The organism is Kosakonia radicincitans DSM 16656, assembly GCF_000280495.2.
Taxonomy (GTDB): Bacteria; Pseudomonadota; Gammaproteobacteria; order Enterobacterales; family Enterobacteriaceae; genus Kosakonia; species Kosakonia radicincitans.
Window position 1 is genome coordinate 299,156 of record NZ_CP018016.1, and the last position, 22,085, is coordinate 321,240.

Annotated in this window: 24 protein-coding genes; 9 read left to right on the forward strand and 15 right to left on the reverse strand. The window is 54.3% G+C overall.

The annotated features are described in order from the left end of the window. Positions 1-6: 6 nt before the first annotated feature. The 7 genes from Y71_RS01380 to Y71_RS01410 form a co-directional block, all read right to left on the reverse strand. Entirely contained in the window at positions 7-258 is a 252-nt protein-coding gene (locus Y71_RS01380; protein WP_007369674.1) for an acyl carrier protein, read from the reverse strand. 12 nt (positions 259-270) lie between these two features. After that, a complete protein-coding gene (locus Y71_RS01385; protein ID WP_007369675.1) occupies positions 271-528 on the reverse strand; it encodes a phosphopantetheine-binding protein in 258 nt (85 codons plus the stop codon). Between the two features lie 9 nt (positions 529-537). Further along, positions 538-1,311 (reverse strand): lysophospholipid acyltransferase family protein, encoded by a 774-nt coding sequence (locus Y71_RS01390; RefSeq protein ID WP_007369676.1) that lies wholly within the window; start codon positions 1,309-1,311, stop codon positions 538-540. Beyond that, entirely contained in the window at positions 1,308-2,030 is a 723-nt protein-coding gene (locus tag Y71_RS01395) for a beta-ketoacyl synthase chain length factor (RefSeq protein ID WP_007369677.1), read from the reverse strand. Before Y71_RS01395 ends, Y71_RS01390 begins: the two co-directional genes overlap by 4 nt. Before the next feature lie 75 nt (positions 2,031-2,105). After that, positions 2,106-3,164, reverse strand: coding sequence for a methyltransferase (locus tag Y71_RS01400; protein ID WP_007369678.1), 1,059 nt, complete (start codon positions 3,162-3,164; stop codon positions 2,106-2,108). 73 nt (positions 3,165-3,237) lie between these two features. Further along, on the reverse strand, positions 3,238-3,627 hold the full coding sequence (locus Y71_RS01405) for a hypothetical protein (protein WP_007369679.1): 390 nt from the start codon (positions 3,625-3,627) through the stop codon (positions 3,238-3,240). A 419-nt stretch (positions 3,628-4,046) separates the two neighbouring features. Further along, the gene (locus Y71_RS01410) at positions 4,047-5,096 is read right to left on the reverse strand and encodes an AI-2E family transporter (protein WP_007369680.1); all 1,050 of its coding nucleotides are present in this window, start codon (positions 5,094-5,096) and stop codon (positions 4,047-4,049) included. A gap of 146 nt (positions 5,097-5,242) precedes the next feature. Between Y71_RS01410 and Y71_RS01415 the strand changes: the two genes are divergently transcribed. Beyond that, entirely contained in the window at positions 5,243-6,439 is a 1,197-nt protein-coding gene (locus Y71_RS01415; protein ID WP_007369681.1) for an MFS transporter, read from the forward strand. A gap of 93 nt (positions 6,440-6,532) precedes the next feature. Here Y71_RS01415 and Y71_RS01420 read toward each other — a convergent pair whose 3' ends face one another. Together Y71_RS01420 and Y71_RS01425 are read right to left on the reverse strand one after the other, a co-directional pair. Then, positions 6,533-7,090: a DcrB family lipoprotein gene (locus Y71_RS01420; protein ID WP_007369682.1), complete on the reverse strand. Its 558-nt coding sequence runs from the start codon at positions 7,088-7,090 to the stop codon at positions 6,533-6,535. A 72-nt stretch (positions 7,091-7,162) separates the two neighbouring features. Further along, entirely contained in the window at positions 7,163-7,828 is a 666-nt protein-coding gene (locus Y71_RS01425) for a 7-cyano-7-deazaguanine/7-aminomethyl-7-deazaguanine transporter (protein ID WP_007369683.1), read from the reverse strand. A 188-nt stretch (positions 7,829-8,016) separates the two neighbouring features. Here Y71_RS01425 and tusA point away from each other — a divergent pair, with 188 nt between their 5' ends. Continuing rightward, positions 8,017-8,262 carry a sulfurtransferase TusA gene (gene tusA, locus Y71_RS01430; RefSeq protein WP_007369684.1) on the forward strand — a complete coding sequence of 82 codons (246 nt, stop codon included), beginning with the start codon at positions 8,017-8,019 and terminating at the stop codon, positions 8,260-8,262. On the opposite strand, the gene zntA is transcribed toward tusA, so the two are convergent. Beyond that, on the reverse strand, positions 8,259-10,475 hold the full coding sequence (zntA, locus tag Y71_RS01435; protein ID WP_035941990.1) for a Zn(II)/Cd(II)/Pb(II) translocating P-type ATPase ZntA: 2,217 nt from the start codon (positions 10,473-10,475) through the stop codon (positions 8,259-8,261). The two genes, tusA and zntA, sit on opposite strands and share 4 nt — an antisense overlap. 75 nt (positions 10,476-10,550) lie before the next feature. Beyond that, positions 10,551-11,177 (reverse strand): lysoplasmalogenase, encoded by a 627-nt coding sequence (locus Y71_RS01440; protein WP_007369686.1) that lies wholly within the window; start codon positions 11,175-11,177, stop codon positions 10,551-10,553. A 129-nt stretch (positions 11,178-11,306) separates the two neighbouring features. On the opposite strand from Y71_RS01440, the gene Y71_RS01445 reads away from it, so the two are divergent. Next, positions 11,307-11,666: a DUF2500 domain-containing protein gene (locus Y71_RS01445; RefSeq protein ID WP_007369687.1), complete on the forward strand. Its 360-nt coding sequence runs from the start codon at positions 11,307-11,309 to the stop codon at positions 11,664-11,666. A gap of 24 nt (positions 11,667-11,690) precedes the next feature. Here the strand turns inward: Y71_RS01445 and Y71_RS01450 are convergent, their stop codons facing one another. Together Y71_RS01450 and rsmD are read right to left on the reverse strand one after the other, a co-directional pair. Continuing rightward, on the reverse strand, positions 11,691-11,960 hold the full coding sequence (locus tag Y71_RS01450; protein ID WP_172825198.1) for a DUF1145 family protein: 270 nt from the start codon (positions 11,958-11,960) through the stop codon (positions 11,691-11,693). Continuing rightward, the gene (rsmD, locus tag Y71_RS01455) at positions 11,950-12,555 is read right to left on the reverse strand and encodes a 16S rRNA (guanine(966)-N(2))-methyltransferase (protein ID WP_007369689.1); all 606 of its coding nucleotides are present in this window, start codon (positions 12,553-12,555) and stop codon (positions 11,950-11,952) included. The genes Y71_RS01450 and rsmD overlap by 11 nt, the downstream gene beginning before the upstream one ends. Before the next feature lie 189 nt (positions 12,556-12,744). On the opposite strand from rsmD, the gene ftsY reads away from it, so the two are divergent. The 4 genes from ftsY to rpoH all read left to right on the forward strand — a co-directional run bounded on the left by ftsY (position 12,745) and on the right by rpoH (position 16,965). Continuing rightward, a complete protein-coding gene (gene ftsY / locus Y71_RS01460) occupies positions 12,745-14,115 on the forward strand; it encodes a signal recognition particle-docking protein FtsY (RefSeq protein WP_007369690.1) in 1,371 nt (456 codons plus the stop codon). Positions 14,116-14,117: 2 nt separating this feature from the next. Continuing rightward, entirely contained in the window at positions 14,118-14,786 is a 669-nt protein-coding gene (ftsE, locus tag Y71_RS01465; protein ID WP_007369691.1) for a cell division ATP-binding protein FtsE, read from the forward strand. Beyond that, positions 14,779-15,837, forward strand: coding sequence for a permease-like cell division protein FtsX (gene ftsX / locus Y71_RS01470; protein WP_007369692.1), 1,059 nt, complete (start codon positions 14,779-14,781; stop codon positions 15,835-15,837). The genes ftsE and ftsX overlap by 8 nt, the downstream gene beginning before the upstream one ends. Before the next feature lie 270 nt (positions 15,838-16,107). Continuing rightward, positions 16,108-16,965 (forward strand): RNA polymerase sigma factor RpoH, encoded by an 858-nt coding sequence (rpoH, locus tag Y71_RS01475; RefSeq protein WP_007369694.1) that lies wholly within the window; start codon positions 16,108-16,110, stop codon positions 16,963-16,965. Between the two features lie 54 nt (positions 16,966-17,019). Here the strand turns inward: rpoH and pdxR are convergent, their stop codons facing one another. After that, positions 17,020-18,513: a MocR-like pyridoxine biosynthesis transcription factor PdxR gene (pdxR, locus tag Y71_RS01480; RefSeq protein ID WP_007369695.1), complete on the reverse strand. Its 1,494-nt coding sequence runs from the start codon at positions 18,511-18,513 to the stop codon at positions 17,020-17,022. A gap of 103 nt (positions 18,514-18,616) precedes the next feature. Here pdxR and Y71_RS01485 point away from each other — a divergent pair, with 103 nt between their 5' ends. Further along, on the forward strand, positions 18,617-19,882 hold the full coding sequence (locus Y71_RS01485; protein WP_007369696.1) for a 4-aminobutyrate--2-oxoglutarate transaminase: 1,266 nt from the start codon (positions 18,617-18,619) through the stop codon (positions 19,880-19,882). 241 nt (positions 19,883-20,123) lie between these two features. After that, positions 20,124-21,227 carry a branched-chain amino acid ABC transporter substrate-binding protein gene (locus Y71_RS01490; protein ID WP_007369697.1) on the forward strand — a complete coding sequence of 368 codons (1,104 nt, stop codon included), beginning with the start codon at positions 20,124-20,126 and terminating at the stop codon, positions 21,225-21,227. Between the two features lie 181 nt (positions 21,228-21,408). Here the strand turns inward: Y71_RS01490 and panM are convergent, their stop codons facing one another. Continuing rightward, a complete protein-coding gene (gene panM / locus Y71_RS01495; protein WP_007369698.1) occupies positions 21,409-21,792 on the reverse strand; it encodes an aspartate 1-decarboxylase autocleavage activator PanM in 384 nt (127 codons plus the stop codon). Between the last annotated feature and the right edge of the window lie 293 nt (positions 21,793-22,085).

Sequence of the window (22,085 nt, forward strand, 5' to 3'; positions counted from 1 at the left end):
GGTGGCTTATTCTTCGCGCAGAAGACGTTCTACGGCATCGACAACATCCTGTACGGTGCGCACGGCTTTGAACTCTTCCGGTTTGATTTTCTTACCGGTCTTTTTCTGTAGATGCACAATCATGTCGACGGCATCAATGCTGTCGAGCTCCAGATCTTCGTACAGACGGGCCTCGGGAGAGATATCCTGCGGGTCGATTTCAAACAGCTTGATAAGAAGTGCAGAAACTTCCTGATAAATTTCGTTTTTCTCGGTCATAGCGAATCCGTTTTATGCGCGTTGGGACTGAATAAAAGATGCCAGCGTGGCGACAGAGTAGAAATGCTGGCGCATCTCTTCGCTTTCCGCTGAAAGTACCACCGCGTATTGATTTTTGATCGCCAGACCCAGTTCGAGCGCATCGATGGAGTCCAGTCCCAGCCCATCGCCGAAGAGCGCGCTCTCGGTTTCGATGTCATCGGCGCTGAGTTCATCCAGATTCAATGTGCTGATAATAAGATTTTTAATTTCAAGATAGAGCTGTTGCATCATCCGTTCCTAAAAAAGTGCAAAACCTGATGTTAATTGACGCAGAAGATGCCGGTTAAGCTGTCTTGCCGCCAGCGCCGGTTCTTGCGATTCCGCATCATAAAATTGTTTTATTGCCACGCGTTCCCGCATTTTAACGGTAAAGAGCGGCTTGCGTGGTGGGACGTCATACCATCGGCTGTGTTTGTCCAGCAGATGTTCACTACAGTGGATAACCACGATGCGTAAATCACAACCGCAGCGCACGGCGATGTTTGCGGCGCCACGTTGCAGTGTCATTTTTTCGCCGGGCCGTGTACGCGTGCCTTCCGGGAAAATTAATATGGTTTCGCCTTGTCGAAGACGTTGTTCGCAGGCGGACAACAGTGTGTCTGCCTGGCTGTTGATCAAATAATCCGCTGCCTTAATGACACCGCTAACGAAGGGGTTGTTGAGCAGCGCGCTTTTGACCAGGCAGTCAGTTTCCGGCATCACAGAGGCCAGTAAAACGTAATCGATCAATGTCGGGTGATTCGCAATGACCAGACAACCGCGTTCGCTGCGCAGGGCTTCAATTCCCTCAATACGATAATCCAGCGCGCCAGTAAACTTTGCAGTGTTTAAAAACAGGCGGAAACTGGCGGCAATGCTGCGGCGCGCCAACATACGCCGCTTTGCTTTGTTACGCACAACGACGATCAGCAGATTAAACCAGACTAACGACAGCAGCAGACCACCGATGCCGAACAGCGCAAAGCACAGCCCGGTCATGAGTAAGCGCCACAGCCAGTTGAGACGGCTCATGCGCGGCTCCAGCGCCAGTTAAGACGCTCGCCAGCAATGCTGAAAGCAGATTCATTACGCAGATAATGCTGCAAAAACTGCACGCTTTGCGGCAATCGGGGTTCGCTATTCCCTTCTGCCACTTCGCTGACGCACTGAAAGGCATCGCCTGCTTCGATAACCAGTGCAACGGCATAGGCCCAGGTGGGCATATCCGGAGGCAATTCTGGATGATAAAATGCCGGCAGATTGCCGTCGAAATCCACCATCAACACGCGTTTATAGCCAGCCTGCAGGAAGCAAATCGTTTCACACAGCCCCTGCTGGAAAGTGTCGAGCCCGGCTGAAACGGAGGATGAAACAATTGGCTGTTCCATGGCGATGGTGAGATTACCCACTGCGGAGTTATGCACTGACATGGCAAAATCGGTAGGAGAGATATCCAGTCCGCTCGCCAGCGCTTGCAGGATGCGATAGTTGCGTTCCAGTTCACCGTGACGGCTGCTAAACACGACGGCATCCACCGCATGCTGGCGCATTAGCGTCATACCGCATTCGACAGCCAGACGACTGCCAGAACTGAGGCGGCGCGCGGTCATCATCGGCAGCGCGGCCAGTTTCGCCTGCGGTAGTGCAGGATCGATGGCGCCACCACTCAGCGACCATTGTTGCCACTGTGTTGTTTCGCTCAAACCCGGTGCTCTGGCCAGCCAATCCGTAATATTCAGTGCAAATTTCATCAACGCGTATCCGCGAAAAACGGTTTTTCCATTGATGCCCGTCAGGCATCACGGCGGCACAGTTGCCGCTCTGTCTTATTTTTTATGACATATCAATAACGTATGCCCAACCCCGAGATTATCGAGGCGTTTTTCAATGCTGAATCCGGCCATTTCCAGATAGCGCAGAAAATTCTCTGCACTGTAAAAACGGCTGTTACCGTTCGCCATACAGGTGAAATACAGCGAGGTTGCATTCAGGCTGAATGCGGCAGCATCAAATTTTTGCGCATCCCAGAACAGTTCCATGATACACAGTCTGGCACCCGGCTTCATGACGCCAGCTATTTTATTTAACATCCCAACAATCTGTTCGGGAGAAAAGCAATCCAGGAATTGACTCATCCACCAGATATCAGCTTCACTGGGTAGTGGTGCTTCGCTAAGCATATCGACCGGATGGAAATGAATCCGTGCGGAAAGGCCTGCGGCATCAACATTTTTCTGTGCCAGTGCAATTTGTTCAGGCAAATCTAATAAGGTTACTGTGACATTTGCATCATATTTGCAGCAAGTCATCGCCCATTTCCCGGTATTGCCGCCAACATCGTACAGCCTTACAGGCTGGCTGGCGAATATATGTGGCAGCGCCGCTGTAAATGCCGCATCGGAATAATAATGATCAAAAGCGAACCAGCTATCCCGGGCCGGGTTTGGTAATTGCGATAAAGCCGGATAAATCGTTGGCCACTCGCCAAATACGCGCAGCCCTGCGGGTTTTCCGTGTCTTAAGGCGTCTTCAAGGAAATAAAGTCCCTGATAGCAAACGTCCTGGGAAAAATCCATATTCACGCGCGTCATCGGATCATGAAGCAGGAAATGTCCAACCTTCGCGATATAAAAACGATCTTCACTCTGGGTGATAATTCGCCCGCTAAGTGCCATGTCGAGCAACACGCTGGCGGCATACTCATCTGCCTCGCAACCTTCGACAACTTCATCGAGAGTGGCGCCCCGCTTTCCTTGTTTATCCAGAAATTCCAGCAGTCCAAATCTCCGCAAACAGACCGCGGTCTGAAATAACATTGGGGCAAAAGCAATACGCTGCGCTTCAGCTATCGCTTCCAGCGCGCTGAAGGGATCCTGTTCATACATGGTGTGCATAACCTTAATTAAGAGCACATTGATTATCGGACCGTTCCCGGTCCGACTTTAGGCAGAATGATAATTAAAGCGCAGCGCCTGTGGACAAATTCAGCTGAATATCTTTGTCGAGGTTGTTAACCCAGCGGTTGTAATTCTTATGAATTTTACCGTCTGAGGCTTTCAGGTTCAGGCTATTTTCGTAGTTAATTGAATAGCTGCTTGCCGAGTAGTTAACGCGAATTTCTGCAACATGGTCGCGACTTTGCAGGCGTCCTTTGATTACGCCAGGGCCTGCATCGGTCATGATCCACTGGCGTTGTTGACCCGCTTTCAGAATCGCAGCACGAACCTGCGCCTGAGAATGGCCCGCACTGACCGGAGTGGTAATATTATGAATGCTGGTTGTACGCGCGCAGCCTGTCAGCGCACCTACGACAGCAATCGCAGTCAGTAATTGAACAATCTTTTTCATGAGAACTCCGTATCAAATAAATATAAGATTGGTGACACATTTAATATCGTAAGCTAAGGCGAAATAATGATGTTGTTCTGAAGGTAAATGATACTGCCTTGATTTTTATGATGGAATCATATGGCTTTTACAGAACGAGCATAAAATACCATTATGTTTTGCGCAACGGTAGCTTTTATTAAGGCATGAGAACCCAAATGGTTAGTTGAACCGATGACTGCTGAGTTTCTTGATTAATAATTGGCTATTTAATTACGTTATATATTTGTTATGTTTATTATCTCATCTTAAGGTAAATTTTGCGATTTATCTGATGCGGGATTTAAAAATAAAAGCGCCCATAAGAATATGGGCGCTTTTATTTTATCAAGATTAACAACTGAGACTACAGATATAAAAATTCCCCGTTGGTAGGCATTTTACCCGGGCAGGCGGCTTTTCGGTCTGCCTGGCCCCAGCAAAATCGCCAGTTTGCTGCCACCGGTGGTGGTTTCCATCCAGATCTTACAGACACTGGTCAGCGGTACTGACAGGAGCATACCGATCGGTCCGAGCAGCCATCCCCAAATCAACAATGACAGGAACACCACCAGCGTGGACATCCCGAGACGGTGGCCCATCATGCGCGGTTCAAGAATGTTGCCAATCACCATATGTACCACCAGGAACAGCGCGCCAACCAGCAAACATTCGTAGGCGCCATTGAACAGCAACGCCTGAATCATCGGTGGGATTGCGGAGAGCACCGAGCCGATATTCGGTACATAGTTGAGCAGAAAAGCCAGTACGCCCCACATTAACGCAAATTGAATATCCAGCAAAACCAGCCCCAGCCAGACAATCAGGCCGGTCCAGACGCTGAGCAGCGTTTTCAGCGCCAGATAGTGAGAGACGCCTTTTAACGCACGGTGCAGCCCGGCAATATGCACCTGCGGGTTGGTAAGGGCAAAACGCATTTTGTAGGGAACGTGGCGTACTTCAAACAGCATAAACACCACGGTCATCACCAGTAGCACAATGCTGGCCATCGCGTTCGATAGCTGAGTCGCCATGGACGTTGCGAAAGTCATTAACCGCTCGGAGTCCATGCGTTGCAGTATGCGCTCTGGCGACATATGCAGCCGGAGGAAGGGCATAGCATCTTGCAACTGGAGAAATTTGCGCGTGAATTCGCGATTGTATTTCGGCAGCAGGGTCATAAAGTCATTCACCGATGCGGCAAGCACCGCGAGCAGTGCGGTGAGGAAAATCAGCATCACCAGCACCACAATTGCAATGGCGACCGGGCGTTTCAGGCCGCGGCGAATAAACCAGCTCACCAGTGGGTTAAGGACGATGGCGAAAAAGAGCGCCAGCAGCAGTTGCACAATAATGTCAGCGGCGGCGTGGATCCCGGCGAGGATCACCACCAGTGCTGCCAGTTTTAACAGAATATGAAGACCTGCCTGGTCCGGTTGAGGTTGTGTCATTCGGCATTCCTTTTGTCATCACGCCCGTTAAGTGTAGTGCCCCGTAACGTCTTCGCCCGACAGAGATATTCTTAAAGTGGGTGCTGATTTCTGCGCCCTGACGTGATAATAGTGAAACACTGTTGTGAATCTCTGGGTCAAACTTCATGCCTGAAAATGCCGCTGAACCGGCGCTTAGCGGATTGCGCCTCAATCTGCGGATTTTGTCCGTCGTTATTTTTAACTTTGCCAGTTATCTCACCATTGGACTGCCGCTGGCGGTGCTGCCTGGCTATGTCCATGATGTGATGGGTTATAGCGCCTTCTGGGCCGGGTTAGTGATTAGCCTGCAATATTTCGCCACGCTGCTCAGCCGACCGCATGCCGGGCGCTATGCCGATTTATTGGGGCCGAAAAAGGTCGTTATCTTTGGTCTGTGCGGTGCCTTTCTTAGCGGTCTCAGTTACTTGCTGGCGGCAATGGGCAGCAGCCCTGGCATATTAAGCCTGGTGTTGTTGGGCCTCGGGCGTGTGATTTTGGGTATCGGCCAGAGCTTTGCCGGGACCGGCGCGACGCTGTGGGGCGTGGGCGTTGTCGGTTCCATTCATATTGGTCGCGTGATCTCGTGGAATGGCATTGCCAGCTACGGCGCAATGGCGGTGGGTGCGCCGCTCGGCGTACTCTGTTACCGCTATGGTGGGTTACAGGGTTTGTCTTTAGCCATTATGGGCATTGCGTTGCTGGCGATTGTGCTGGCATTACCGCGGGCGAGTGTGAAGGCCAGTAAAGGCAAACCACTGCCGTTTCGCGCAGTGCTGGGGCGCGTCTTGCCGTACGGCATGGCACTGGCGCTGGGCTCGGCAGGGTTTGGCGTGATAGCGACCTTCATCACGCTCTATTACGCGGCCAAAGGCTGGGACGGCGCGGCATTTGCCTTGACGCTGTTCAGCTGTGCGTTTGTTGGCACCCGTTTGCTGATACCGAATGGCATCAACCGTTTTGGCGGCCTGAATGTATCGATGATCTGTTTTGTGGTCGAAACGCTCGGTCTGGTACTGGTGGGGCTGGCGGTAGATCCGTGGATGGCAAAACTCGGTGTGTTTCTTGCCGGCGCCGGTTTCTCGCTGGTGTTCCCGGCGCTGGGCGTCGTAGCCGTGAAAGCGGTGCCGCAGAATAACCAGGGTTCCGCGCTGGCGACCTATACGGTGTTTATGGATTTATCGCTGGGTATTACCGGTCCGCTGGCAGGGTTGCTGATGGCATGGGCGGGCGTGTCGTCGATTTATCTGGCGGCGGCAGGGCTGGTGGCAATCGCCTTGTTGTTAGCCTGGCGATTAAAACAAAAGCCGGTGTCGGTGGGATGATTGCTCTCTAGCGCTCTGTTTATCGGGCCGACAGTGCCATTCGGCAATAAAAAAGGGAACCCGCAGGTTCCCTTTTTACCACTCGCAGCGTGATTATTTCACCACGATGGTATTGATGATGTTTTCTGCGGCGGTTTGCGCCTGCTGCTGGTTATCTGCCGGCAGCGTGACCTGCAAGGTCAGCAGTTTATTGTCGACTTTCCCCAGCACCACGGAAGACCAGGCTGTCTGACCTTTGGCCGAGATAATGCTGTCGAGTTGTTGCAGCGTCTGGCCTTTGATCTCAATCGCTTTATTGGTCACAACCTGCAACTGCGGGTCGCGGACACGTTGTTGATCTTCCAGACGTTTCGCCAGCGCCGCTAAATCTTCCTGCGTATTGTCGCCAACGATAACGATCACCGCTTTCTGGCCGGTGGCGTCGGAGTAAACGTGCATATTATTAGACTGGGTGCCCAGCTTGCCGCTCTGATCGGTCATATCCGCCGGCAGCGAAAAGCTGAGCTTGCCGTCAAGCAGCGTTACCGGCTGGCCTGTTGCATTGCTTTCAGCTGAAGCGGCCTGAACCGGCTTCTTGCTGTCGCTGTTATCACAGGCAGCCAGCCCGACGACCAGCAGGCCAATACCGACATATTTAACCAGATTGCGCATTGACTTCTTCCTTTCAATAAACAGCCATAACGGCTCAGCGCTCCATCTTATCACATCTGCTTAGCGGTACTCTTAACTGGCCTGCAACGCGTTAATTTCAGATTTGTCTGCCAGCCTTTTCAGTAACATATTCAATAACACACCGTACATCGGCAGGAAGAAGGCGATGCTGATAAGTACTTTAAAGCTGTAATCCACCAGCGCGATTTCCGTCCAGTGCTGCGCCATAAACGCATCCGGACTGCGCCAGAAAGCAATAAAGAAGAACGCAACGGTGTCGCTGGCGTTACCGAATACGGTGGAGGCTGCAGGCGCAAGCCACCAGCGGCGATTCTGACGCAGGCGGTTAAACACATGCACGTCGAGAATTTGCCCCAGCGCATAGGCCATAAAGCTGGCGCTGGCGATACGGGCGACAAACAGGTTGAAATGCGCGAGTGCGCCAAAACCCTGCCAGCTTCCCATATAGAACAGCGAAGAGATCACGTAAGAGGCCAGCAGCGCAGGCACCATCACGGCGAAAATAATGCGTCTTGCCAGCGGCGCGCCGAAAATGCGCACGGTTAAATCTGTCGCGAGGAAAATAAACGGGAAACTGAATGCGCCCCAGGTGGTCTGGAAACCAAAAATGGCGACCGGCAGCTGCACCAGATAGTTACTGGAGATAATCACCAGCAGATGAAAAAGCGAAAGCCAGACCAGCGCTTTCATGCGCTGTGAGGATGAAAATTGCGTCATATTGTGACCTTTTTGGTAAATGGGGTGAGGGAACCCAGTACTTTTTTGTGCTCTGCCACGCAGAGCCGCCGCATGATACTGCAACTATTGCCGGATGCAATGGTTAATTTTAACGCAATCGTTAACCTTGCTTGCGTCACAAAAAAGGCAGCGTAAACTAATGCGGTTTTTTCCCTTGCGAGATGAAGATGACCGATTTCTTTTCCACTGCTGACCATACGCTGGATGCGCAGGGTTTACGTTGCCCGGAGCCGGTAATGATGGTGCGCAAAACCGTGCGCAATATGCAGGTTGGCGAAACATTGCTGATTATCGCCGACGATCCGGCAACCACCCGCGATATTCCCGGCTTTTGTCGTTTTATGGAGCACGAGCTGGTTGCCGGGCAAACCGAATCACTGCCGTATCGGTACGTGGTGCGTAAAAGCCACTAATCTTTGCTGCGTAACAGGCGCAACGCATTGGCTGTCACCAGCACCGTTGCGCCGGTATCCGCCAGCACTGCCAGCCACAGCCCGGTCATTCCCAGCAGCGTCGTCAGCAGAAAGATAGCTTTCAAACCCAGCGCCATGGCGATGTTCTGGCGAATATTGCTGTGCGTCGCACGCGCCAGGCGGATCATCTGCCCAATGCCGATCAGACGGTTATGCGTTAAGGCCGCGTCCGCCGTTTCCAGCGCCACATCGGTGCCGCTACCCATCGCAATCCCAATGGTTGAGGCTTTCATGGCGGGCGCATCGTTGATGCCATCGCCTACCATCGCCAGCGGTGAACGCTGATTCAGCGCCTGTACCGCCTGCACTTTATCTTCCGGCAACAGACCGGCGCGGAAATCCAGCCCCAGCTCCCCGGCGATCGCTGCCGCCGCGCGCGGGTTATCTCCGGTCAGGATCACCCCCTGAACGCCCAGCGCATGCAGCGCGGCAACCGCTTCTTTGGCGTCATCACGCAGCGTATCCTGCAACGCCAGCGTGCCAATCGCTTCGCCATCGCGCTCAACCACAATCACCGTCTGGCCGAGGCTCTCCTGCTGATGAATGTGTGCTAACAGGTTCCCCAGCGTATCTTGCGGCAGTTTATCCGGTGCGCTGATGCGAATATATTGCCCGTCAATCTGTGCTTCGATCCCTTTTCCGGCCAGTGTTCTCTGCGCTTGCGCCGTCGGAATCGGCAACTGGCGGCGCTGTGCTTCCTGTACAACAGCCTGCGCCAACGGGTGAGTGGAACCCTGTTCAACGGCGGCGCTGAGCGCCAGCAGTTCCGCTTCGTCGATCCCTGCCAGCGGCGTGACCGCGACAACCTGCGGTTTGCCAATGGTCAGCGTGCCGGTTTTATCAAATGCGACCTGGCGGATGCGACCAAGTTGCTCCAGCGCCGCGCCACCTTTGATTAACGCGCCACGCCGTGCAGCTACTGCCAGCCCGGAAGTAATCGCGGCTGGCGTAGAGATCACCAGCGCGCACGGGCAACCGATCAACAGCAATGCCAGCCCTTTGTAGATCCACGGTAACCACGGCGCAGCGAACAGCAGCGGCGGCACAACCGCGACCAGCAGCGCTACTGCCATAATCGCCGGTGTATAGATGCGGCTAAAGCGATCGATAAAGCGCTCAATTGGCGCGCGACGCTCTTCGGCCTCTTCAATCAGCTTGAGGATACGGTCGATAGCGTTTTCGCCGGGCTTCGATACCACTTCCAGCGTCACCAGCCGATCGATGCTGGTGGCACCGGCCGGTACTGATTCGCCGCAAGTGCGTTCCACCGGCACCGATTCGCCGGTCAGGGCACTTTCATCAAAACTGGCAAATGCCGACACCAGCTTGCCGTCGGCGGGTAAACGCCCACCCGCCGGAACTTCAATGGTGTCGCCTGGCTGTAACTCGCTGGCGGCGACCGTCTGGCGCTCACCGTTACGCAAGCGGATGGCGGTATCCGGTTTCAGCGCCATCAGTGCGCTTACGCCGCGGCGTGCGCGGCTGGCAGCCCAGCCTTCAAGGCGTTCGCCAATCAGAAACAGCAGCAATACCATCGCTGCTTCCGCCGTTGCGCCAATAAACAGGGCGCCAATCGCCGCCACGCTCATTAACGTTTCGATAGCAAACCAGCTACCACTTTTGATTAAGCGCAGCGCCTGGCGGGCAATCGGCCACAGGCCGACCAGCGTGGTGGCGATAAAAGCAGCCTGGCCCAGAGGATGGTTGAACTGCTCCAGCGCCCAACTGAGCGCCATCATTACCATCAGGACAATCAGCGGCAGGTTTTCCCGCAGCCGTGAAGGTGCTGGCTCGGGCGTGTTGTTCTCGCTGCGCAACTGGTAGCCAGCCTGCTGAACTGCCTGCTCGACGCGTTCGCGCACATCGCCGTTGGCCACAACGATCAGTTTTTCTGTCGCAAAAGTCACCTGAACCTGGCCAATGCCTTCAACCTGGCGGACAGCATTTTCCACTTTGCGGGCGCAGGCGGCGCAGTCCATACCAGAAACCAGCCAGCTATAGCGTTCGCCTTCCGCGCTCAGCGCCGGTTGCGCCTTGCTTTCGCAGGCACCATCAGCGCAGCAGGATTGCGGTTTCTCCGGCAACGGGCGCAGTTTTATTGCCGCAAACTGTGGGGCTTTTTTCGTGCCGGCGGGCGAGGTGGGGGTCGGCATAGCATCCTCCGGTGAATGATAATTTTCTCATTAACCGGAGGATACACTCTGGAGTCGACTCCAGAGTCAAGCCTTTTAAATATACAGCGAACGGACGATCAGAAAATGTCCGGCGAAGTAGCAGGCCGAAGCGATGGCATTATCGGCACGGAAGCGTTTACGGTAGTGGCTCCCCAGCCAGACAATATTGCCGAGCAGCAGCAACGCCGCACCGACAAACGCCGACAGCGCGGGGCTGGTAGGGCGGAAGAACCACAGTTCGCCTGCCAGCCAGACCATCACCAGCGTCATGGCGATAAAGGCACATACGGCCATGCGCAGCTCTTCGAGGCGCGTCCAGATCACCGCCAACAGCAACGCGCCAATAACCAGCAGCACCACCGGCAACGGCCAGAAAAAGGAGAGTGTCATCTGGCTGGCGAAGTAAATGGTGTAAAGCAGATGGGCGAGGAAAAAAGCGCCGATGGCGTAGAGCATTTTTTGTCGCGGCAGCAAGGTTAGCGCATCACCCACCAGCGAAGCGCAGAGGCCAGCCAGCACCAGATAACTGATGGCGTCGAACATTGGCGCTTGCCTGGCCAGCAACAGCAGGAGCAGTAGGGTGACGGGTTTAAAAACCCAGCGCTGCCAGGTCGGGCCGCGATAAGACGCATCGACATACAACCAGCCGGACAAACAGACAGCGATAAATGACCACAGCATAATTAAGTCCCTGTATCTGTTATTGTTGCGTAAATCTCTCCTGTTCAGTGTAGTGGCGGAAAAAGGAGGATGACAATGCTATTTCACCCGCGATAAGCTCAATTCCGCTTTTTCTGACAGGGCGCCGTCATGAGTAAACCACCGCTTTTTTTCATTCTTGTCATTGGCTTGATCGTCGTACTCGCTTCTTTTCGCTATGTTCAACAGCGGCGGGAAAAGGCGGATAACGATGCGGCTCCGCTACAGCAAAAAAACGTGGTGGTGAGCAGTAAGCGGGAAAAACCGCTCAATGATCGCCGTACGCGCCAGCAGCAGGAGATCCCGGCGGGCAGCGCCATGCGTTATGAAGCGCGTTTCAAACCGCAAAGCGGCGGGCTGGAGATGGTTTTTCGCGTTGATGCGCAGCAATATCATGCATTGACGGTCGGCGACAAAGGCGTGCTGAGCTATAAAGGGTCACGTTTTGTCGGCTTTGAACAAGCCCGGTAAGCGAGATGCCTCCGGGCTATAACGTTACTTCTTCGCTTTTAGTTTTTTCTGCCAAATCAATAGCTCAAACACGCCAAACAGGAAAATGCGGATCTGCTCAGCTTTGCTCATTTGCGGGCCCTCTTTCGGCAACGCGGTTTTCAGCATTGTCGCCTGTAAGGCATGCATGAAAACGGTAAAGACCAGCGCGACGTTGACGAAAATGTTCAACGGGCGCGGAAACGGCTGGATCAGATTCCAGAGCAGAAAGGCCCAGACGCAAAGCATCAGCAGGCGTCCCAGATTAATCAGCAGCGGCATGCTTCTCTCCTTGTGGTGCTTCGCGGTGATATAAACGATACGCGACCTGGCCCGCGACTTTCTCCCGGTGCAGAAGCCAGTGCGCTGGCACCGGCGGTAAGCCATTTTCGACTTCACTTTCGATATAAATTAATGCGTCATCGGCGAGCCAGCCGTTGTTTTCCAGCAGGCGCACGGTCTCTTCCAGCATCCCCTTACGAAACGGCGGGTCGATAAAGGCAATGGTGTACGGAGTGCCCTGGCCTGCTAAATAGGCCAGCGTATTGGTATTCACCACTTTGGCATTGACGGCTTTCAGCGTCGCCAGATTTTGCTGTAACTGCTGTGCGACGCTGCGCTCCATCTCCAGCAGGGTCGCACTGGCGGCGTAGCGCGAGAGCGCTTCCAGCCCTAATGCGCCACTTCCGGCAAAGCAATCAAGACAGTGCGCATCAACCATGGATGGCGCCAGCCAGTTGAATAAGGTTTCCCGCACGCGATCGGTGGTTGGGCGCAGGCCGGGGCTATCCGGAACCGGTAATTTGCGGCCCCGCCACTGCCCGCCAATAATGCGTATCTGGCCGCTGGCGGCACGGTTAGGTTTCTTCATGGTTTTCGCTTTGCTCATCATTTCGGCCTGCTATTCTAGCGGTCTGACGAAGGACGTTAAACCCTAATCCTCAGGCCGTGATGCGAGTTGAGGAAAGTGTTAGACTATCCGACTAATTAACAAATGTTTTCAGTCCCTGTCATGTAAGACGGGCTGCGCCATGAATCAACAGCGGGAGTGTAGTCGCCAATGGCAAATGAGAAGAAACGTGGCTTTTTTTCCTGGCTCGGCTTTGGGCAGAAAGAACAGGCCGAAGAGGCGCAAACCGAATCACAGCAGGTAACTGAGCAGCCGGTCGAAGAGACACCGGCAACTGAACCTGCCGCCGACAGCGAAAAATTTGCCGAAGAGGTTGTTGAGGTCAGCGAACAGCTGGCGCACGAAGAGGCGCAGCCGGAGCCTGTCGTCGAAGAGCAGGCGCTTCAGGTTGAACACGAAGAACTGCCGCTGCCGGAAGAGGTCGCAGAGCAGGAGATCGGCGCGGAAGAGTGGCAGACGGAAGCTGAACCGCTGGTGGAAGAAGATGCGCCGCTGAGCGATGAAGAGCTGGACGCACAGGCGCTGGCCGCTGAAGCCGCGGAAGAAGCGGTGATGGTTGTGCCGCCAGAGGACGCAGCGCAGGAGCAGGAGAAACCGACAAAAGAGGGTTTCTTCGCGCGTCTGAAACGCAGTTTGCTGAAAACAAAAGAAAATCTGGGTTCCGGATTTATCAGTCTGTTTCGCGGTAAAAAAATCGATGATGATCTGTTTGAAGAGCTGGAAGAGCAGCTACTGATTGCGGATGTTGGCGTTGAGACCACGCGCAGAATCATCACCAACCTGACGGAAGGCGCAAGCCGTAAGCAGCTTCGCGATGCAGAAGCACTTTATGGTTTGCTGAAAGAGGAAATGAGCGACATCCTCGCGAAGGTTGATGAGCCGCTGAATATTGAAGGCAAAACACCGTTTGTGATTTTGATGGTTGGCGTTAACGGCGTGGGTAAAACCACCACCATCGGTAAGCTGGCGCGTCAGTTCGAGCAGCAGGGCAAATCGGTGATGCTGGCGGCGGGCGACACCTTCCGCGCGGCCGCGGTTGAGCAGTTGCAGGTTTGGGGCCAGCGCAACAATATTCCGGTGATTGCCCAGCATACCGGCGCGGATTCCGCTTCGGTCATTTTTGACGCCATTCAGGCGGCGAAAGCGCGCAATATTGATGTGTTGATTGCCGATACCGCCGGGCGTTTGCAGAACAAATCGCATTTGATGGAAGAGCTGAAGAAAATTGTCCGCGTCATGAAAAAGCTGGACGAAGACGCTCCCCATGAAGTGATGCTGACGATTGATGCCAGCACCGGGCAAAATGCGATAAGCCAGGCCAAACTGTTCCACGAAGCTGTTGGTCTTACCGGCATCACGCTGACCAAACTCGACGGCACCGCCAAAGGCGGCGTGATTTTCTCGGTGGCGGATCAGTTCGGTATTCCGATCCGCTACATTGGTGTCGGCGAACGTATCGAAGATCTGCGTCCGTTTAACGCGGGCGATTTTATTGAGGCGCTTTTTGCCCGAGAGGATTAACAATGATTCGCTTTGAACATGTCAGCAAAGCCTATCTCGGTGGGAGACAAGCGTTGCAGGGGGTGACATTCCACCTGCAACCAGGCGAGATGGCCTTTCTGACCGGGCACTCCGGCGCGGGGAAAAGTACCCTGCTGAAGCTTATCTGCGGGATTGAGCGGCCAAGCACCGGGAAAATCCTGTTCAGCGGCCACGACATTAGCCGTCTGAAGAACCGTGAAGTGCCGTTTTTACGTCGCCAGATCGGCATGATCTTTCAGGATCACCACTTGCTGATGGATCGCACGGTGTATGACAACGTGGCGATTCCGCTGATCATCGCTGGCGCGAGCGGTGATGACATTCGTCGTCGTGTGTCGGCGGCGCTGGATAAGGTCGGGTTGCTTGATAAAGCGAAAAGCTTCCCGATTCAACTTTCCGGCGGTGAACAGCAGCGCGTCGGCATTGCCCGCGCGGTAGTGAATAAACCGGCAGTGCTGCTGGCAGATGAACCGACCGGTAACCTGGACGACGCGTTGTCGGAAGGGATTTTACGTCTGTTCGAAGAGTTTAACCGCGTTGGGGTTACGGTACTGATGGCGACTCACGACCTGGGGCTGATTTCCCGGCGTTCGTATCGCATGCTGACCCTGAGCGATGGCCATTTGCATGGAGGCCCGGCGGGTGAATAAGCGCGACGCATTAAATCATATCCGGCAGTTTGGCAGCCGGCTTGACCGTTTCCGTAAATCCGCCGCTGGCTCCGGCGACGGTAATCGCAATACTCCACGACGTGGCAAAGCGACAAACAAACCGCCATCACGTAAAACCAATGTCTTTAACGAGCAGGTTCGCTACGCCTGGCACGGCGCGTTACAGGATCTGAAAAGCAAACCGCTGGCGACGTTCCTGACGGTGATGGTGATTGCCATCTCGCTGACGCTGCCGAGCGTTTGCTATATGGTCTACAAAAACGTCAACCAGGCGGCGTCGCAGTACTATCCGTCGCCGCAGATCACCGTCTATTTCGACAAAACGCTGGATGATAACGCCGCACAGCAGGTGGTCGCCCAGCTCCAGTCCGAACAGGGCGTGGAGAAGGTGAACTATCTTTCCCGCGAAGATGCGCTAGGCGAGTTCCGCAACTGGTCCGGGTTTGGCGGTGCGCTGGATATGCTGGAAGAGAACCCGCTGCCCGCCGTGGCGGTAGTGGTTCCTAAACTGGATTTTCAGAGCACGGATTCGCTGAACACGCTGCGCGATCGCATCTCTCATCTCCAGGGCATTGATGAAGTGCGTATGGACGATAGCTGGTTTGCGCGTCTGGCGTCGCTGACCGGGCTGGTCGGGCGCGTGTCGGCGATGATAGGCCTACTGATGGTTGCGGCCGTCTTCCTGGTTATCGGCAACAGCGTGCGGCTGAGTATTTTTGCCCGCCGCGACACCATCAACGTGCAGAAATTGATCGGCGCAACGGACGGTTTTATCCTGCGTCCGTTCCTGTATGGCGGCGCGCTGCTCGGCTTCTCCGGCGCGTTTTTATCGCTGATCCTGTCGGAAATTCTGGTGATGCGGCTCTCCTCGGCCGTTACCGAAGTGGCGAAAGTGTTTGGCACTCAGTTCGAGCTAAGCGGCTTGTCTTTTGACGAGTGCTTATTGCTGCTGCTGGTCTGTTCGATGATCGGCTGGATAGCCGCCTGGCTGGCGACGGTGCAACATTTACGTCACTTTACTCCCGATTAAAAAAACTCTGGTATACTCTTTCCCTGCAATGAAGTATTCCCGTAGCAGGGAAAGCGTATCGCCCCTTTCTGATGTTTTCCTTGCACCGGCTTTTTCATCCAGATGTCACAATTTGTGCGTAATTTATACACAAGGCGACATGGAACTTGTGGATAAAATCACTGTCTGATAAAAGTGTGAATGCTAATCTCGTTGCTCATAAGGACTGGCATGTTTGTTGCCTGATGGGGACAGACCGCCGCCAGTGGAAAGTAAATTGAGAGGATTTGAATGACCAAAGAAATGCAAACTTTAGCTTTAGCCCCTGTTGGTAACCTGGAATCTTACGTCCGGGCCGCTAACGCATGGCCGATGTTGACGGCTGATGAAGAGCGGGCGCTGGCTGAAAAGCTGCATTACCAGGGCGATCTGGAAGCAGCGAAAAAGCTGATTCTGTCTCACCTGCGCTTTGTTGTTCATATTGCTCGTAATTACTCGGGCTATGGTCTGCCGCAGGCGGATCTTATCCAGGAAGGTAATATCGGCCTGATGAAAGCTGTGCGTCGCTTCAACCCGGAAGTGGGTGTGCGACTGGTTTCCTTCGCCGTGCACTGGATCAAAGCTGAGATCCACGAGTATGTGCTGCGCAACTGGCGTATCGTGAAAGTGGCAACTACCAAAGCACAGCGCAAACTGTTCTTTAATCTGCGTAAAGCGAAACAGCGTCTGGGTTGGTTTAACCAGGACGAAGTCGAAATGGTGGCCCGTGAACTGGGCGTGACCAGCAAAGACGTGCGCGAAATGGAATCGCGTATGGCGGCGCAGGACATGACGTTTGATATGTCCCCGGACGATGACGCCCAGGACAGCCAGCCGATGGCTCCGGTGCTCTATTTGCAGGATAAATCGTCGAACTTTGCCGATGGCATTGAAGACGACAACTGGGAAGAACAGGCTGCGAACAAGCTGACCGACGCGATGAAAGGGCTGGACGAACGCAGCCAGCAGATCATCCGCGCCCGCTGGCTGGACGAAGAGAACAAGTCTACGCTGCAGGAGCTGGCTGACCGTTATGGTGTTTCCGCCGAACGTGTACGACAGCTGGAAAAGAACGCGATGAAAAAACTGCGCGCCGCTATCGAAGCGTAAGCGTATGCAGTGAACAAGCCGGGTCGGCGCAAGCCTCGCCCGGCTTTTTGCTTTTTAACGCGCTGCGTTTTTGCTTCCCGGCGCTTCGCGTATCAGTTCTGCAAGCTCGGCAAACACTGGCTCCATCTCTTCTTCCTCCATCGCCGCAAATCCCATCAACAGGCCGCGCGCGGGCGTGTCGCCGCTGTAATAACGTGAAAGTGGCCGTACCAGAATGCCTCGCGCGTTAGCCGTTTGCGCCAGCGCGACATCATCGCAGGCAGCAGGCAACGACAGCACCAGATGCAGCCCGGCATTATCGTTAAACTCGCTAAGCGCCTCTTTGCCAAGATAATCAGTGATAAGCTGCGCCAGCTGCGCTCGGCGCCGTGCGTACAGCAATCGCATCCGGCGAATATGCGCCGTGTAATGCCCCTCGCGGATAAACTGCGCCAGCGCTTCCTGATCCAGCAAACGTCCGCCGCGATAGAGCTCGGCATGCGCGGTTTTAAGCGCCTGCATTAGCGGGCGCGGCAACACCAGATAACCGAGCCGCAACCCAGGGTAGAGCGTTTTACTGAACGTACCGGTATAAATCACCGGCGCATCGTCCACCAGCCCCTGCAGGGCGGGAATGGGCTGGCCCGAGAAGCGAAATTCGCTGTCGTAATCATCCTCAATAATCCAGCTCCCGGTTTGCCGCGCCAGCGCTAATAGCCGCTGGCGGCGTTCCAGACTCATCACGCAGCCCAGCGGATACTGGTGCGAGGGCGTGACGAAAATCAGTTTCGGCGGCGCATCGCCCGGCTCCGGCGGATTCATCCCGGATCTGTCAACTTCGATGGCCTGCAAGTTAACGCCATTTACTGCCAGCACATTACGAATTCCCCAGTAGGCGGGCTCCTCAATCCACGCCAGATCGCCAGGATTACACAGCATGCGCGATACCAGATCGATGGCCTGATGAATGCCTTCCGTAATCAGGATCTGCTCCGCGCTACAGCGAACCGAGCGCGTGACCCGCAAATACTCCACCAGAGCCTGCTGCAGCGCGATGCTGCCGCCAGCGTTGCTATAAGAAAGCTGTATTGCCTGCGGTTTTCGACTTACGCGAGACTGTATTTTTCGCAACAGCGCATGCGGGAAAGCGTTGATATCCGGGACGCCAGGCAGAAACGCGCCCCACTGGCGCGCGCTGGCATTGCTGTGGCTCAGCAGATGCTGACCGCGGGCGGAAAGCTGTGAAGGCAGGCTGGCGCTGAGTTTTTCACCTGGCGTCAGCGGCGCGGAAAGCAGGCTGTCCGGGACGGTGCCGGCCACAAAGGTGCCGCTGCCGGTACGGGAAACGACATACCCTTCGGCCAGTAGCTGCTCATACACCGTCAGCACCGTATTGCGCGACAGATTCAGTTGCGCGGCTAAATCGCGGCTCGGCGGCAGTCGGCTTTGTGTCGGCAGGCTACCGTCGAGTATCGACAGGCGAATCGCGTTATATAATTTCTTATGCAGCTTGCCTTCGTGCTGCTCGTCCAGACGCAGCTGCAGCAAGTCAGAGACGAGTGAGCGCAATTGGATCCCTCAATTATTCAAAACTGGTACTCGATTATAGAACCACTTATGTCATGTTTTCACAACAGACGCAGCAACAACGAACACAGACGAGGGTAATCAGGTGAAGAATAACGAACTACATCAGCGCCGTTTACAGGCGACGCCGCGCGGTATTGGAGTGATGTGCGGGTTTTATGCGGAAAAAGCAGAAAATGCCACATTATGGGATGTCGAAGGCAACGAAGTCATCGACTTCGCTGCCGGGATCGCGGTGCTCAATACCGGGCATCGTCACCCGAAAGTAATGGCTGCGGTGGAAAAGCAGTTGCAGGCATTTACGCACACCGCTTACCAAATCGTTCCTTACGAAAGCTATGTTTCGCTGGCGGAACGTATTAACGAACGCGTGCCCGTTGATGGCCCGGCGAAAACGGCGTTTTTCTCAACCGGCGCGGAAGCGGTGGAGAACGCGGTGAAAATTGCCCGCGCTTACACCAAACGCCCTGGCGTGATTACCTTCGGCGGCGGTTTTCATGGCCGTACGTTTATGACCATGGCGCTGACCGGGAAGGTTGCCCCGTACAAAATCGGGTTTGGTCCGTTCCCCGGCTCGATTTACCACGCACAATATCCGAATGCGCTGCATGGCGTCAGTACCGAAGATGCGCTGAAAAGTCTCGAACGCATTTTTAAAGCGGATATCGCGCCGGATCAGGTTGCGGCCATCCTGCTGGAGCCGGTTCAGGGCGAAGGCGGCTTTAACGTGGCGCCAGCGGATTTCATGAACGCGCTGCGCAAACTGTGCGACAGCCACGGCATTCTTTTGATTGTTGATGAAGTGCAGAGCGGCTTTGCCCGTACCGGCAAATTGTTCGCGACCGAGTATTACGATGTTAAACCGGATCTGATCACCATGGCGAAAAGCCTGGCGGGCGGGTTGCCGCTATCGGCGGTGGCAGGGCGTGCAGAGGTGATGGATGCGCCTGCGCCTGGCGGGCTGGGCGGCACTTACGCTGGTAACCCGCTGGCGGTGGCCGCAGCACACGCGGTGCTGGATGTGATTGACGAAGAGAACCTCTGTGAACGCGCTAACCATCTGGGCAAACATCTGGTGGAAGTGCTGACGCAGGCAAAAGCGCAGTGCTCGTACATCGCGGATATCCGCTCGCAGGGCTCGATGGTGGCTGTGGAATTTAACGATCCCAGTACCGGTGCGCCATCGCCTGAATTTACCAAACAGGTACAGGACAAGGCGCTGGCTGCAGGTGTGCTGCTGCTGAGCTGCGGTGTCTACGGCAACGTGATCCGTTTCCTCTATCCGTTAACCATTCCGGAAGTTCAGTTCCGCAAAGCGCTGGATATTATCCACCAGTCGCTGACCCGCTAAGTATTCAGCCGCCTTATGGGCGGCTTTTTTACAGCGTGTCATCACTCTGTCGCATAACCTTCAAAATTGTTATTCCATATTCTGAAAAATGGGGTATGTTTTAGCAGAGTATGCTGCTAAGGCACCGGCAGAATGGCTAATAACTACTATCATATTCTTTGCTTATGATGGTAATCAAAATAATGTGCCACACAACAACATCACAACAAATGCAATAACCATAACAATGGGGAAACTCAGGATGAAAATGAAGGGCAAAGCGTTACTGGCAGGATGTATTGCGTTAGCAATGAGCAACGTGGCATTCGCCAAAGATATTAAAGTTGCCGTTGTCGGTGCGATGTCCGGTCCGGTTGCGCAGTATGGCGACCAGGAATTTACCGGCGCTGAGCAGGCTATCGCAGACATCAACGCGAAGGGCGGCATCAAAGGCGACAAACTGGTAGCGGTAAAATATGACGATGCGTGTGACCCAAAACAAGCGGTTGCAGTAGCCAACAAAGTGGTCAACGACGGCATCAAATATGTTATCGGTCACCTGTGCTCCTCTTCTACTCAGCCTGCGTCTGATATCTATGAAGACGAAGGTATTCTGATGATCACGCCTGCGGCGACAGCGCCGGAGCTGACCGCGCGCGGTTACAAACTGACGCTGCGCACGACTGGCCTGGATTCCGATCAGGGCCCGACCGCGGCGAAATACATTCTGGACAAAGTGAAACCGCAGCGCATCGCGGTCATCCACGATAAACAGCAGTATGGTGAAGGTCTGGCGCGTGCGGTGCAGGACGGCCTGAAAAAAGGCGGCGCCAACGTGGTGTTCTTTGACGGTATCACCGCTGGTGAGAAAGATTTCTCCACGCTGGTGGCGCGTCTGAAGAAAGAGAACATCGATTTCGTCTACTACGGCGGCTATCACCCGGAAATGGGGCAGATCCTGCGTCAGTCACGCGCAGCTGGCCTGAAAACCCAGTTTATGGGGCCGGAAGGCGTAGCGAACGTCTCCCTGTCTAACATCGCGGGCGATTCAGCAGAAGGCATGCTGGTGACGAAGCCGAAGAACTACGATCAGATCCCGGCGAACAAACCGATTGTTGATGCTATCAAAGCGAAGAAACAGGATCCGAGCGGCGCATTCGTGTGGACCACCTACGCAGCCGTGCAGTCTCTGGCGGCAGGTCTGAACCAGACTGCGGAACCGGACGCGATTGCCACTTACCTGAAAGGGCACACTGTTGATACCGTGATGGGGCCGCTGTCATGGGATCAGAAGGGCGATCTGAAAGGCTTTGAGTTTGGTGTGTTTACCTGGCACGCGAACGGTACGGCGACTGACGCTAAGTAATTTTATGAACTGACCGTCGCCTTTCGCGCCACAGATTCGTTGGCTGCATTCACTCACCCCGGTCACTTACTTCAGTAAGCTCCCGGGGATGAACGAACTTGCTGGCTTCCTGCGACACGAAATTCCTGGTCAGAAGATCGTTATTTTCTATGCCGGGTAAGCAAACGCTACCCGGCATTTTTTATCGTTTTTCCCAGCCATTTTCCTGCGCGGTAAAGCCCAACGTCTGAGCGAACGCCGCCATCACACTGCGATCTTCGACACCAATATCAGCAATCCACCAACTGGTGATGCTGGGGTTATCACGAATCACTTCTTCAACGAGGTACTGCCCAACGCCGCGACGGCGAGTGATATCGCGCACGCGCAGCGAATCCAGCGCACCTTCGGTGCCGCGCAGGGTGACGCGCACGGCAGCCAGCAGGCGATCGTTAAAGCGGGCCGCATAAATGCGGTGGTCATCATCCACTTCAAGGGAAGCAGGAGAGTATTCCGGCCAGACTTTCGCTAAATCAATATGATCCTGCTCGGTAAAGGTTACCAGTCGGATGATAGTCAATTTCATGTACAGCTTGTCCAAAACGCAAAAGATAGTGTGAGTGTAATCAATTTCATCGGCCGGAGAGGGGTAGTTTTTTATTTTTCATTCGGCAGGTGAATAATTTTGCCGCAGACGTTCAGCCAGTGTGAAACATTAGAGATCGAAAAGCAGGCAGCATTTTAACCTGATTGGTAGTGATTTATTCCGCTTTATGTACCATTATTTTATGCTGGCAATGGGACTTTTTTTGTTTATCTCCGATTAAATACAGAATATTATCTGTGCTTAATCGCCTGAAAAATAGAGGATTTAGTCTG